The 12,951-nt window shown below is 73.9% G+C and carries 8 protein-coding genes; 4 read left to right on the forward strand and 4 right to left on the reverse strand.

Annotated features, from left to right (window positions below; genetic code table 11):
• Window positions 1-13 precede the first annotated feature (13 nt).
• Both lanKC and ACIP5W_RS14000 read right to left on the reverse strand, forming a co-directional pair.
• The gene (lanKC, locus tag ACIP5W_RS13995; protein ID WP_401471656.1) at window positions 14-2,665 is read right to left on the reverse strand and encodes a class III lanthionine synthetase LanKC; all 2,652 of its coding nucleotides are present in this window, start codon (window positions 2,663-2,665) and stop codon (window positions 14-16) included.
• A gap of 298 nt (window positions 2,666-2,963) precedes the next feature.
• Complete coding sequence (locus tag ACIP5W_RS14000) at window positions 2,964-3,509, reverse strand: DUF2231 domain-containing protein (protein WP_401471659.1); 546 nt, start codon at window positions 3,507-3,509, stop codon at window positions 2,964-2,966.
• Between the two features lie 878 nt (window positions 3,510-4,387).
• On the opposite strand from ACIP5W_RS14000, the gene ACIP5W_RS14005 reads away from it, so the two are divergent.
• The 3 genes from ACIP5W_RS14005 (at window position 4,388) to ACIP5W_RS14015 (ending at window position 7,560) form a co-directional block, all read left to right on the forward strand.
• Window positions 4,388-5,794, forward strand: a complete 1,407-nt coding sequence (locus ACIP5W_RS14005; RefSeq protein WP_401471662.1) for a rhodanese-like domain-containing protein — start codon at window positions 4,388-4,390, stop codon at window positions 5,792-5,794.
• Window positions 5,795-5,899: 105 nt separating this feature from the next.
• The gene (locus ACIP5W_RS14010; protein WP_398097947.1) at window positions 5,900-6,484 is read left to right on the forward strand and encodes a rhodanese-like domain-containing protein; all 585 of its coding nucleotides are present in this window, start codon (window positions 5,900-5,902) and stop codon (window positions 6,482-6,484) included.
• 347 nt (window positions 6,485-6,831) lie between these two features.
• The gene (locus ACIP5W_RS14015; protein ID WP_401471665.1) at window positions 6,832-7,560 is read left to right on the forward strand and encodes an adenosylcobinamide amidohydrolase; all 729 of its coding nucleotides are present in this window, start codon (window positions 6,832-6,834) and stop codon (window positions 7,558-7,560) included.
• Between the two features lie 236 nt (window positions 7,561-7,796).
• Here ACIP5W_RS14015 and ACIP5W_RS14020 read toward each other — a convergent pair whose 3' ends face one another.
• Both ACIP5W_RS14020 and ACIP5W_RS14025 read right to left on the reverse strand, forming a co-directional pair.
• A complete protein-coding gene (locus ACIP5W_RS14020; protein ID WP_401471668.1) occupies window positions 7,797-10,484 on the reverse strand; it encodes a family 78 glycoside hydrolase catalytic domain in 2,688 nt (895 codons plus the stop codon).
• A gap of 46 nt (window positions 10,485-10,530) precedes the next feature.
• Window positions 10,531-12,075, reverse strand: a complete 1,545-nt coding sequence (locus ACIP5W_RS14025) for an MFS transporter (RefSeq protein ID WP_401471671.1) — start codon at window positions 12,073-12,075, stop codon at window positions 10,531-10,533.
• A 167-nt stretch (window positions 12,076-12,242) separates the two neighbouring features.
• Here ACIP5W_RS14025 and ACIP5W_RS14030 point away from each other — a divergent pair, with 167 nt between their 5' ends.
• Complete coding sequence (locus ACIP5W_RS14030) at window positions 12,243-12,875, forward strand: TetR/AcrR family transcriptional regulator (RefSeq protein WP_401471674.1); 633 nt, start codon at window positions 12,243-12,245, stop codon at window positions 12,873-12,875.
• Window positions 12,876-12,951 lie beyond the last annotated feature (76 nt).

Genomic DNA, 12,951 nt, shown 5'->3' on the forward strand with positions numbered 1-12,951 from the left:
TGCTGCTCTTTCATCACGACCCCGGGTGGGGCCGAGTCAGGGGCCGCCGGCCGGTGGGCGGCGGCGGTGGGAGGAACGGCAGGGCGGCGGGCCGGTCGCCGTGGACGGAGGCGACGGCCAGCAGGCATCCGGCCGTTCCGGTGGAGAGGTCCATGGACAGGCGCATCATCTGCTCGCCGGGGAAGGCCAGGTGGCCGCGGTAGGACATGGCGTGCCAGGCCAGCGCGTCGAGCTGGCGCCGCAGAGCCCCGGGCCCGGTGCCGGGAGTCGTGCCGGCGGTCGCGGCGGCGGTGCGGCCGAGGTACAGCACCATCCCGGACACACCCCGGTAGAGGCCCGGCTGGGCGTAGAACATGGCCTGCGCGGCGGCCACGATCTCGTTCCTCGCCCGCGCGAACTCCTCGTCGTCGCGGTGCGCCAGGTAGTCGTCGAGCACCATGCCGATGCCCACACTGCCCGCGCCCAGGTACGGCATGGTGCGCCACCCCTCGTCGACCTGCAGCGCGCCGCCCGCGCCCCGGACGCAACGCGCCAGGTCCCGGCGCAGCGCGTCACGCGCGAGGTCGAGCAACGCGCGGTCCCCGGTGCGTTCGTGGAGCCGCAGGAAGAGCAGCGCGCCGCCCGCCGCACCGTGCAGCAGGCCCGCGCGCGGCCGGGCGGAGCTCCCGGCCGGTGTGCCGCGGGCGGTCAGGTCGGCGCAGCGCAGGGCCGCCGCGTGCAGCGCGGCCTCGCCGGTGGCGGCGGCCAGGGAGTCCAGGGCGAGGCCCAGTCCGGCGGTGCCGCTGTGCAGGTCCGGGGTCAGATGGTCGAAGGACTGGTCGAGGAGCAGCTCGGTGAGGTCGAGGGCGCGGTCGCGATGGCCGAGGCGCTCCAGCGTCCAGGCGATCCCGGCGAGCCCGTCGTGGAAACCGAGCGGCATCCCGGACGGCGGCTGCTTGGTCCGCTCCAGCAGCCACTGTTCGCCGTCCTCACTGCGCCGCGCGCCGCTCTCGGCGAGGGCGTACAGCACCCCCGCCGCGCCGTGGCCGAAGGCCAGCCCGCCGCCCGCCGTGGCGAACTGCGCGATGTCGCCGGGGAAGAGACGGTCCGTGCGGGACGGCGTCGCGGACGCGTGGATCGCCGCGGCCATGGACTCCCGGCTGCGCGGCCAGTCGCCCGGCCGCACCGGTACGAACGGCTCGGCCGCAGCCGCGGCGGCGGGTCGCACCGCACCGGCCTCGGGCCGCACCGCCGGCGCGCCGACGGCGTCGGCCGTGATCTCCTCGACCGCCGCGTCCAGGAAGGCCCGGTCCACCGGGAACTGGTCCGCCACCACGTCGGCGAGATGCGCCGCCTTGCGCCGGTCCAGCACGAGCAGACTGGTGAGCGGCAGGAACAGCGCCAGCCGCAGACAGGCCAGCGCGTACCGGTCCACGGCCACGCCCCGCCGGTCGGAGGGCGCCACGAACGCCGGGTTCGCGACGGTCTGCCGGCCGGCCTCGTCCACCTGGTGCGCCGCCTCGAAGTCCAGCAGGGCGACGCTGCCGTCCTCCCGGAGCATGATGTTGAACAGGTGCAGGTCGTTGAAGACCACGCCCCGCGCGTGCACCTCTTCGACGGCCCGTTCCACCCGGGCGTGTACGTCGAGCGCCCAGGCGGTGTACTCGGCCAGCCGCTCCGCGTCCGGGTCGGCCTCGATGAGCGGATGGCGGCGGGCGAAGAACGTGTTGAGCGGCTTGCCGTCGATGTGCTCCAGCACGAGGAAGTGGTGCTCCCCGACGGTGAGGTGATCGAGCACCTCGGGTGTGCAGTCCAGCCCCGACAGACTCTCCAGCGCCCGGCGTTCGCGGTGCAGCCGGGTCACGGCGTCGGCGCCGTCGGCCGCCAGCCCGGCGTGCGGACGGGCCTCCTTGAGGACGACCTGCTCACCGGTGCGGGTGTCCCGGGCGAGGTAGACACCGCCGCCGTTGGAGAAGTGCAGTGCCGACTCGATGGTGTAGGGGAGGTCGGCGACGGTCACCGCGGAACGGGCGGCCAGGTGCGGGTGCAGGAAGGCGGGCGGGCTCACCCAGTCCGGCACCCGGAAGACGGGACCGCGCAGGTCGGGTACCAGCGCTCCGTCGGGACCGGTCACGGCGGGCCGCAACTCGCCGTTCGCGTCGTAGCAGTTGCGGCGGGTGAAGCCGCCGTAGCGGACGTGCACGGGGCCGTCGCCGAGCCGCAGGTCACTGAGGATGTGCGGCCCGGCCTCGCCGGCCAGCAGGGCCGAGAGCTCGCCCGCGAGCTGTTCGAACCGTGCCTCGTCCGCCGGGTACACGGTGATGAACTTGCCGCTGCCGGCCCGGTCGGCGTACTTGGCGTTGCGCAGGTGCAGCAGATGGCGGCTGGGGACGAACTTGAAGGCCGTGCCGCCGGCGACGCAGTGCCGCCACACGCGTTCCAGCACGGACTCGGCGTTGTCGAGGCAGGCGGAGACGTGGATCTTCCAGCCCTGGTCGGGCAGGTCCGCGTCCACCGGGCGCAGGGCGAGCCAGTCCCCGCTCTCGTTGCGCTGCCATCCCGCCGGGACGGGCGACGAGGCCGCGGCGTACCGGGAACGTCCGGAGCCGGTACGGGGAACCGTGCGGTACGGAGCGTCGTAGAAGTACGGGTCCGCGTCGCAGTACACGGCGTAGCCCTTGTTCACGCCTTCTCCCTCCCACCGATCGCTGACGGGCAAGACGCTGTCACGCGGCGCGGGAGTCCGCACAGTTGCCGCTGTCATCAATCCGACGTGCGGAACGCACGGGTAACTTCGGCGGGGCATCGGCGGGGGAAGGGAGCGGAGGGGAGCGGAGGGGAGCGGAGGGGAGCGGAGGGGAGCGGAGGGGAGGAGCGGGCGTCCGGTCCGTCGGCCGGAGCGCTCGCGGCGCACCGCGGCCTGGATCGCGGGCGGAGCGCGGGCGGAGCGCGGGCGGAGCGCTCCGGGCCGGGAACCGGTGGTGTCAGTCGTTGTCGCCGCGGTCGCCCGTGGCGGTCCGGGAGAAGCCGTCCTGCCAGGCCGCCTTCGCCCCCGAGTCGCCGACCCGGTACACATCCACCACGGCGCCCGCGGCCACCCCGACGCACAGCACCGCCGCCACCACCCGGACGACCAGCGCGGACCGGGGCGAGACGGAGCGGGTCCGGCCCCCGGAGGAAGCGGTCTGCGCGGCGGCCGACCTGCGGTTCGTCCACCAGATCGCCGTCGCCAGCAGGAACAGGCCCGCGGCCCAGGGGAGCAGTCCGTCACCGAGTTCGGCGTGCCTGCGTACCAGGGGGTTGCTGTCGACGTGCTCCTCCAGCCACTCGCCGGCCTCCGCGGCGACGGGCACGCTCGCCAGCGTCACCAGGGCCAGCGCCGGCAGCACGATCCCCATGCGCCGAGCGGCACTCGGCCATATCGCGCCGACCACGACGGCCAGGGCGCTCAGGGGGACCAGCACGATGACGAAGTGCACGATCAGGACGTGTGCCGGCAGGCCGTTCACGAGGGAGAGGCTCAGGCTCATCGGGTGTTCCTCCATGGGGCGACGACGAGGAGTCGGCGCGGGCGCGTCTGCGCGTACCGGCCGAGGGGGCGCGTCAGCCTCGCACAGGAATCTCTCAACTTCCTCTGAGGATCACGTCCTTCCGGAAGCAGTGATTCCGTGCCCCGCGCCCGCCACGGCCACTCGTCCACGGGCACCCGACCGGAGCCGCCGGGTACCCGGCCCGGTTCTCCGTGCCCGCCGTCACCGCCCCGCGGACGGGGCGACGAGCCGCACCCGCACGGCGCGTTGCGCACGCCCGCCGGGGGTATGGTGCCGCGCCACGGCGGCGACGCCCGGGACGACCCGGCACACCGTGCGGCCATGCCGAGGTGTCGGTGCCGATGAGCGGCACCGTGGTGCGTTCCAGGCCCACGAGGCCGCCGACGGCGATGTTGACGACGACGAGCAGTGAGAACTGAGGCCAGTTCTCTCGCAGCCCGAGGCGGACCGGGCGCCCGCAGGCATCGGTCGGCGCGGTGCCGGTCGGTGCGGTGGCCGTCGGCACGGCGGCTGTGGGCGTGGCTTTCACGTACGGGGTCCTCCGTGCCGTGGAGAGGCGAGGGCAGGGGTGCGGGCGCTGGGCGGAAGGCGGGCTGCATCCGCACTTCAATATACCCCCACGGGTATTTTAATCATGGGCCGGAGGGCGCGTCTCGCCTGTGATGCGGAATACCCCTGGGGGTATTTGACAGCGACGTGGGCGTCGGCCTACTGTCGAGTACGTAAATACCCCAGGGGGTATGTAGTCGGGTCGGGCGGCACCGCAGGAACCCGTACCCGTCACGCCGGGCGTGCGACAGCCCGCGTCGCCCCACCCGCGCACCCCTGCGGTGCGCGTTCCTCAGGAAGGGATTGCCGTGTTCTTCGCCCAGTACTACCTCGACTGCCTCTCCCAGGCGTCGTACATGATCGCCGACGAGCGCACGGGCCGGGCGGTGGTCGTCGACCCGCGCAGGGACGTCTCCGAGTACCTGGCCGACGCCGCCGCGCACGGCTTCACGGTGATCGGCGTGATCAACACGCACTTCCACGCCGACTTCGTCGCCGGCCACCTGGAGATGGCGGACGAGACCGGCGCCTGGATCGGCTACGGCCGACGGGCCGAGACCGAGTACCAGATCCGCAAGCTGGCCGAGGGCGAGCGCATCCTTCTCGGTGACGTCGTCCTGGAGATCATGGAGACGCCCGGGCACACCCCCGAGTCCATCAGCGTCGTGGTGTACGAACACGCCGACGACAGCGTCCCGTACGGCGTCCTCACCGGCGACGCCCTGTTCATCGGCGACGTCGGACGCCCCGACCTCCTCGCCTCGGCCGGCGTCACCGCCGAGGAGCTCGGCGCGATGCTCCACGACAGCGTCCAGAACAAGCTCATGGGCCTCGCCGACGAGGTGCGGGTCTTCCCCGCGCACGGTGCCGGCTCCGCCTGCGGCAAGAACCTCTCGACCGAGAAGCAGTCGACCATCGGGGAGCAGCGCGCCACCAACTACGCGTGCGCGCCGATGGGCCGCGAGGAGTTCGTCGCGCTCGTCACCGCCGGCCAGCCCGCGGCACCCGGCTACTTCGCCTACGACGCCGAACTCAACCGCAAGGACCGCGTCCGCTACGACGCCTCGGCGGCCCCGCGGCCGCTGTCCCTCGCCGAGTTCACCGGCCTGCGGGCCGCCGGCGCGGTCGTGGTGGACGCCCGCGACCCGCAGGAGTTCGCCGCCGGACACCTGCGCGGCGCGGTGAACGTGCCCGCGGACGGGCGGTTCGCCGAACAGGCGGGCACCGTTCTCGACCCGACCGACGAACTGGTCGTCATGGCGCCGCAGAACCGGGAGGAGGAGGTCGTCACGCGCCTCGCCCGGATCGGCTTCGACCGCGCCGCGGGCTACCTGCGCAACCCCGAGGACGGGTTGGAGGCGCTGGCCGACGAGGTCGTTCCCGCCAGCCGCGTGACCGCCGCGCACCTGCGCACGGCCCTCGCCGGCGACACCCCTCCGCTCGTCGTGGACCTCCGCACCTGCGGCGAACGCGAGGCGAACGGCTTCATCGAGTCCGCCCTGCACGTCCCGCTCAGCGAACTGCCCCGCCGGGCGGACGAACTGCCCGCAGACCGTCCCCTGGTCCTGCACTGCGCGGGCGGCCACCGCTCCTCGATCGCGGCGAGCCTGCTGCGCCACCGCGGTTTCCAGGACGTCTCCGACATCCTCGGCGGATACGCCGCCTGGGCCCTGTCGGCGGAGCCGGCCGAAGCCGCCGCACCCGCCGGCGCCTGACCGCCACAGCCCACCCACGCCCCCCGGGGCCCCACCGCTGACAGGGCCCCTCCCACTCGCCCGCACACCCCCCTCGGTATGCGGGGCCGACCGGAACGGAAACCCATGAGCACCACCCCCGCACCCGCCGCCACCCTCACCCCCGCCGTGCTGCACCGGCTCGTCCAGGAAGGACGGGCGCCGCGCCTGCTCGACGTGCGCACCCCCGGCGAGTTCCGTACGGCCCACATCCCCGGCTCGTACAACGTGCCCCTGGGCACCCTGCGTGAGCACCGGGCCGAACTCCTGGCCCACCTCGACGAGGACGTCGTGCTCGTCTGCCGCTCCGGGGCCCGCGCCGCCGAGGCCGAGAAGGCCCTGGCCGACGCCGGCCTGCCCAACCTCCGCGTCCTGGAGGGCGGCATCGTCGCCTGGGAGACGGCCGGCGCGCCCGTCAACCGGGGCCCCGAGCGGTGGGACATGGAGCGCCAGGTCCGGCTCGTCGCAGGCTCGATCGTCCTGACCACCGGCCTCGTCGGGGTCTTCGTGCCCGGCGCGCACCTGATCGGCACCGCGGTCGGCGCCGGCCTCACCTACGCGGCCCTCAGCAACTCCTGCGCCATGGGAGTCCTGCTGTCCAAGCTGCCGTACAACCGCGGGCCGCGCCCCGACATCCGCGCGGTGATCGCGGAACTGCGGAGCACACCGTGATCACCCCTGCGCGCCGTCGCCCTGCAACGCCTCTCCCCGGACACGGCCACGGTCGACCACGTTCTCGACCTCCTCGGTCCCCTGGAACCCCACGACGGCCTCCGGTTCTGGGCCGCGGCCGCCGCGGCGGGATGGCCGGGACCCCGGGTCGGGGAGTTCCTCCGGGAATGCGCGGCCGGACCCCGGGCCGACGTGGCCGAGGCTGCGACCGCATCCCTGCGGGGCGAGCACCGGGCCTGCTCCCCTTCGTGGAGGGGCCCCGCCGGGGAGCGCGGTACCGGCCCTCCGCGTGACGGGGCCGGTTCGTAGCATGTGCAGGTCATACCCGCCCGTGCGAGGAGCCCCCTGTGCAGCGCGCCGTCCTGCCGCCGACCCCGACCGCGCGGCGGCTGACCGTGGAGCGCCTGAGCCGCTTCGAGGACGGGGAGGAACTGTCGGCGCTGGTGTGGCGGGCGGGCCCGGGATGGCGGATGGTCAGCAGCGCCGTCCTCGGCGGGGGAGTGGGGGAGCGGCTCTGGGTCCTCAACGCCCAGGTCTGCCACGGCTACCGGCGCCTCGACCCGGCCGAGCACCTGGAGGAGGTCGCCACCGCCGCCGGTCTGACCGGCGAGGGCGTGGGCCTGATGACGGCGGCCGACGTCGCGGACCACGCCCACGCCGGTGACGGTGGCGTCGATGCCGTGGTCACCGCCGGCATCGAGGTGCGCGGGTGGGCCGCCGCGTCCGCCGACCCGGAGGGCACGAACGGCCCCTTCGAGCCCGGCACGATCAACGTCCTCGCGACGATTCCTGCGGCCCTGAGCGACGCCGCGCTGGTCAACGCCGTCGCCACCGCCACCGAGGCCAAGGTGCAGGCCCTCGTCGAGGCCGGTCTCGACTGTTCCGGCACGCCCACCGACGCCGTCTGCGTCGCCGCCCGCGTGCCTCGGCCGGGCGAGGACGTGCACGCCTTCGCGGGACCGCGGTCGCTGTGGGGTGCACGCCTCGCACGGGCCGTGCACCGTGCCGTCCTCGCCGCCCTGCCGCGGCCCGTCGCCCCGCCCGTCGCCCCGCCCGCCGGAACCCGCGAGCCGTGACGGCGGCGCCGCCCGTGCCGCCGCACCCCGCGACGAGGGGAAGGGCCGTCGGCACCACGGCCAGGCGCCGCGCGTACGTCGTCGTCATCGCCACCGCGTCCATGCCGGGTCGCCTTCCCCGTCTCACAGCGGTCAGGTCCGGGCTTCCGCGGATACCCTCAACGGGCTTGCTCTGAACAAATACTGATGGCGTGTCAGTACGTGACCGCCATGCGCCGCCGCACCGTGCGTCTGCCTCAACCGCGTGGGCAGGTGACGGTGTACGTGTGGGTGCCGGGGTGAGCGATGGTGGGCTCGCTTCCGGGGAGCCGGACCTCGGCCGTCGTACCGGGCGGAACGGTCACGGTCACGGTGAACTCCTCACCGTGCTGCCGCCATCGGCAGGTGAGGGGCCCGTGCAGGCAGTCGTGGCGGGCCGAGGTCCACGTGAGGCCGCCGCCGGGCCGGGGCGCGATGACGAAGCGCCGGTGTCCGGCAGCGGCCGGGTCCGGGACCGGGTGCGGACGGATGCCGGCGACGTACCGGTGGAGGAAGGAGACGACGGCCCCTTTGCTGTAGTGGTTGTACGACATCTTGGGGCGGCCCCGTTCGTCGACGCCGTCCCAGTCCTCCCAGACGGTCGTCGCGCCGCGCTCGATCATGGCGAGCCAGGACGGCGGGGTGGGCTGCCGCAGGAGCTCGTGGGCGAGGTCGAGGTGACCGTGGTCGGCCAGGACCGGCAGGAGCAGGCCGGTGCTCAGGAAACCTGTGGTCAGGTGGGTGTCCGCGGAGCGGACCAGGGTGGCGAGCCGGTCCGCGGCGCGGGCGCGCACGGCTTCGGGGACGAGCCCGAAGGCCAGGGCGCGCACCAGGGTGGCCTGGGTGTCGGGGGCGGTGACGGGTTCACCGGGGGAGGCGTCGGCGACGAGGTACTCGGCCCGCCAGGCGGTACGGGCGCCGTCGGCGACGCGCCGGTAGCGGGTCTCGTCGTCCCGGTGGCCCAGCAGGGCCGCGGTACGGGCGAGCAGGTCGGCCGAGCGGTGCAGGTAGGCGGTGGCCACGTCACCGCGGTCCCGGGTGGGGTCGAGGTCAGGGGCGACGCCGGGCTCCAGCCACTCGCCGAAGTGGAAGCCGGTGTCCCACAGGAACTCCTCGTGCGCGGCGGCGCGGGGGCGGGAGGCCGCGCGGTCCGGGTGGCGGCGGGTGCGGGCCTGGCGGGCGGCGAAGTCCACCCAGGCGCACATCGAGGGGTACTGGGTGTGCAGCAGGTCCAGGTCGCCGTAGGCGCGCCAGATCTCCCAGGGGACGATGACGGCCGCGTCGCCCCAGCCGGCCGAGCCGTTCATGCCGCCCTCGGGCGAGCCGCGGCGGGTGGCCTCGTCGGCGGGGTCGGGGACGAAGTTGGGGACGGTGCCGTCGGCCCACTGGTCGGCGGCCAGGTCGGCGAGCCACTTGGCGGTGAAGCCGGCGACGTCGTAGAGGAAGGCGGCGGTGGGGACGAACACCTGCCAGTCGCCGGTCCAGGCGGCGCGCTCCCGCTGGGGGCAGTCGGTGGGCACGTCGCAGATGTTGCCGCGCATGCTCCACACCGCCGCCTCGTGGAGGCGGTTGAGACGTTCGTCGCTGCAGGTGAACCAGCCGGTGCGGGTCAGGTCGCTGTGCACGACGACGCCGGTGACGTCGTCGGCGGTCAGGGGGCCGGGGTGGCCCTCGACACGGACGTAGCGGAACCCGTGGGTGGTGTGGCGGGGTTCGAACACCTCGCCGGGCCGGCCCGCGGAGGTGACGGTGTCGATCTGGCCGGCGGGCAGCGGCCGGCGAGTGGTCCAGTCGAAGGCGCGGATGTTGTCGGTGGTGACGTCGCCGTGCTCGTCCAGGGCCTCGCCGTGCACCAGGCGGAGCCGGGTGCCGGCCGGGCCGAGGTTCGTCAGCCGCAGCCGGCCGTTGATGTTCTGCCCCAGGTCCACCACGTGCCGTCCCGGCCCCCGCCGGGTCACCGCGACCGGTCGCACGTCCTCGACCTGGCGGACGGGTGGGGCGAGGGGGCCGGTCAGGCGGGTGAAGTCGTCGTAGAGGCCGCCGTGGGCGACGGCCGCCGGGTGCCACGGGCGGTCGTCGAAGCCGGCCGTCGCCCAGCGCGGGTCGTGGACGCGCAGGTCGCTCTCCTGGCCGTCCATGAGGTCGGCTGCGCTGACGGGACCGGCGGTGCTGCGCCAGCCGGGGCCGGTGCCCAGCACGGTGGTGGTGCCGTCGGGATGCCCGACGGTCAGCTGGACGAGGAGGGCGGTGCGGGTGCCGAAGCCGTCGGCCTCGCGGGCGAAGCCGTGGCGGCCGCGGAACCAGCCGTCGGAGAGTACGGCGCCGAGCGCGTTGTCGCCCTGGACCAGCAGGCCGGTGACGTCGTAGGTCTGCACCTGGAGGCGGGAGCGGTAGGCGGTGAAGCCGGGGGTGAGTTCGGCGTCCCCGACCCGGTGGCCGTTGAGGAACGCCTCGTAGATCCCGTGGGCGGTGGCGTGCAGGCGGGCCTCGCGGACGGGCTTGCCGAGGGTGAAGGCGTGGCGCAGCAGGTGGGCGGGGCGGAGGCCGGCCGCGGCGGGTTCCGGCTCGGCCGGCTCGATCCACCGGGCCTGCCACGCGTGCGGCTCCAGGAGGCCGGTCTCCCACCAGGAGGCCTGCGACCAGTCGCTCTCGCCGAGGTCCGTCCAGACCTTGACCCGCCAGGGGATCCGGGCGGCCGACCCCGGCGTGGGGCCGGCGTACCGGACGTAGGTGTTGACCGTCGAGTCCACCCTCCCCGAATCCCAGTCCCCGGCCTCGATCCGGTACGCGGTCTGCGTACGCGATCCGTGCGGGAGTCTCCAGGACAGGCGCGGACACCGAACGTGGATGCCCAGTGGCCTGTCGAGGTGTTCGACCCGCAGGTGGGTGGGTGTGGTGCTGAACAAGGAGGGTCCTCTCGGGGAGGGGGTCGGCGGTGAGCGGGAGGTGCGGTCAGGCGGACCGGAGCGCCTCGGATCCGGGGGGTGCCGGATCGAGGTCGCGGGCCGCGACGTCCGCGGGACGGGCCAGTCTCGGGATGGCGAGGGAGATGAGCAGTCCGACGGCGACGACCGCGGCCATCGCCAGGTAGGCGTGGGTGAAGGCACGGTCGTGGTAGAAGGCGGTGCCGTCCAGCACGGTGGAGTCCGCCGCCAGGACCGCGTAGAGCATCTGGTTGGTCAGTGCCAGGAAGACCTGGGTGAGCAGGGAGGACATGCCGTTGGCGGCGGCCTGCTCCTCCGCGGAGACCACCGACACGATCATGGTCTGCTGCCCGGCCATCAGGATGCCGCCGCCCAGTCCCATGACGATGCCGGTGGCGATGATCTGCGTCGCGTCGCCGTGGTGGAAGGCGGCCAGGACCAGCCCGCAGGTGAGGATGCCGAGGCCGGCGTACCAGACGGCGCGGGGGCTGACGGTCCGTACCGCCCGGCCGACGCCGATACCGGCGGCGAAGGTGACGAGCCCTGCGGGGATGCCGATGACGGCGATGCGGGTGGTGGACCAGCCCAGACCGTCGGACACGTGCGGGATGGGCGGGAAGAGGGCGAGGAAGATCAGGATCACCTGGGAGGCGAAGAAGGCGGCCTGCGGCACGGAGGAACCCAGCAGGACTGTGGCCAGGGAGCGGCGCCCCAGCATGCGCAGGTCCATGATCGGTGCGGCGACGCGCAGTTCGACGACGACGAAGGCGGCCAGCGCGGCCACCCCGCCGGCCAGGGTGAGGAGGACCCCCGCAGAGCTCCAGCCCCAGTCGCGGCCCTGGCCTATCCCGATGATCACCAGGGAGAGGCCGCCGCCGAGCAGGAGGGCGCCCGCCCGGTCCAGCGGACCGGCCGCGGTCCGCAGGGGGGTTTCGGGGACGGCGAGCAGGGTGGCGATGGCGACGACGGTCGAGGCCACCAGGAACCACAGGGCACCGCGCCAGCCGAAGGCGTCCAGCAGCCAGCCCGACAGCAGCGGGGCGAGCAGGCTGAGCACGCCGACCGAACCGGCGACCGTCCCGAGGGCCATGGCGACCTTGCGGGGCGGGAACAGATCACGGACCGCGGCCAGGACGAGGACCGCGACCGGACCGTACAGACCCCCGATCACCCGGCCCAGGACCATCACCGGATAGTTCGGCGCCACGACGGTGACGACGTCGCCGATGAGCCCGAGGGCGGCCAGGACGAGCATGACGCGCCGCTTGCCGTGCACGTCGCCCAGGCGCACCGCGAACGGGGTGGCCACGATCGTCGCCAGTGTGAACGACAGGCTGAACCAGGCGATCTGTGTGGTGTGGAAGTGCTGGGCGATCTGCGGCTGGGCGTTGGCGGCGATGATGCCGGCCACGACGAGCAACTGGCCGGGCCACACCAGGGCGGCCAGCCGGCGCAGTTCCGCGCCGGTCCAGCGAGAGGTTTCGGAGGCGAACCGTGTGGGGCCGGTCGCGTCGGTGTCACCGGTCGAAACCGGCGCCGCGGGCAGCGGTGCCGGGTCGGGTGAAGTGTTCATGGTCGCTCCGAGGAGAGGTCGGCGCGTCGTTACGCCGAGGTTTCCGACCGATGATGCGAATCAAAAACCGAGTGCGCTAGGTTTTGGGAATGTGTTCCACGTCACACCGGGCTGCCGTCGGTGCCCCGCAGGTGTCCATCCGCCGCGTGATGACTACGGTGAACGGCATGACCAGCAGCACCCGAGGCCCACGCGGCAGCTACTCGGTAGGCGTAGCCCGGCGGCAGAAGATCGTGGAGGCGGCCGCACGGCGGTTCGCGCAGGAGGGGTACCACCGCACCGCGCTGACCCGCATCGCGGAGGACGTCGGCATCACAGAGGGCGGCCTGCTCCACCACTTCCGCAGCAAGAAGCACCTGCTCCTGGCCGTCATGGAGCACCGCTTCGCCACCGAGGCGGAATGGTGGTCGCGTCTGCCCGGTGACGTGGGCGGCCGGGACGTCCTGCGGGCCATGGTGGCGGCGACCGAACGCCACCTGGCCGAGCCCGGCCTCATCGAGCTGTTCGTTCTCACCTCGGCGGAGGCCGCCGATCCGGCCAGTGCCGCCCACGCCCTCTTCGCCGAGCGCTACGAGCGCGCCGTCGACGCACTGGCCCGCCAACTGGGCGCCGCCATGGGCAACGGGACGCTGCGCGAGGGCACCGACTGCCGGGCGGTGGCCCGGGAGTGCATCGCCGTCAGTGACGGCCTCCAGCTCCAGTGGGTGATCTCGGGCGGCACGCTGGACCTCGCGGGGGCTGTCCACACCCACGCCGACCGCATCGCCCGCACCGTCCTCGCCGACGGCGGTGGTCTCTGACGGCCGGATCACGGCCTCGGCGGCCCTGACGCGGGCCGTGGAGGAAGAACCGCTCCCGGCGAAAGGGCGGCTGCCG

The organism is Streptomyces sp. NPDC088766 (assembly GCF_044750845.1).
GTDB lineage: Bacteria > Actinomycetota > Actinomycetes > Streptomycetales > Streptomycetaceae > Streptomyces.

Excerpts from the sequence above, each read along its gene's own strand:
- ACIP5W_RS14030 (WP_401471674.1), top strand. The coding sequence starts at position 12,243 with ATGACCAGCAGCACCCGAGGCCCACGCGGCAGCTACTCGGTAGGCGTA.
- ACIP5W_RS14025 (WP_401471671.1), bottom strand. The coding sequence starts at position 12,075 with ATGAACACTTCACCCGACCCGGCACCGCTGCCCGCGGCGCCGGTTTCG.
- ACIP5W_RS14010 (WP_398097947.1), top strand. The coding sequence starts at position 5,900 with ATGAGCACCACCCCCGCACCCGCCGCCACCCTCACCCCCGCCGTGCTG.
- ACIP5W_RS14000 (WP_401471659.1), bottom strand. The coding sequence starts at position 3,509 with ATGAGCCTGAGCCTCTCCCTCGTGAACGGCCTGCCGGCACACGTCCTG.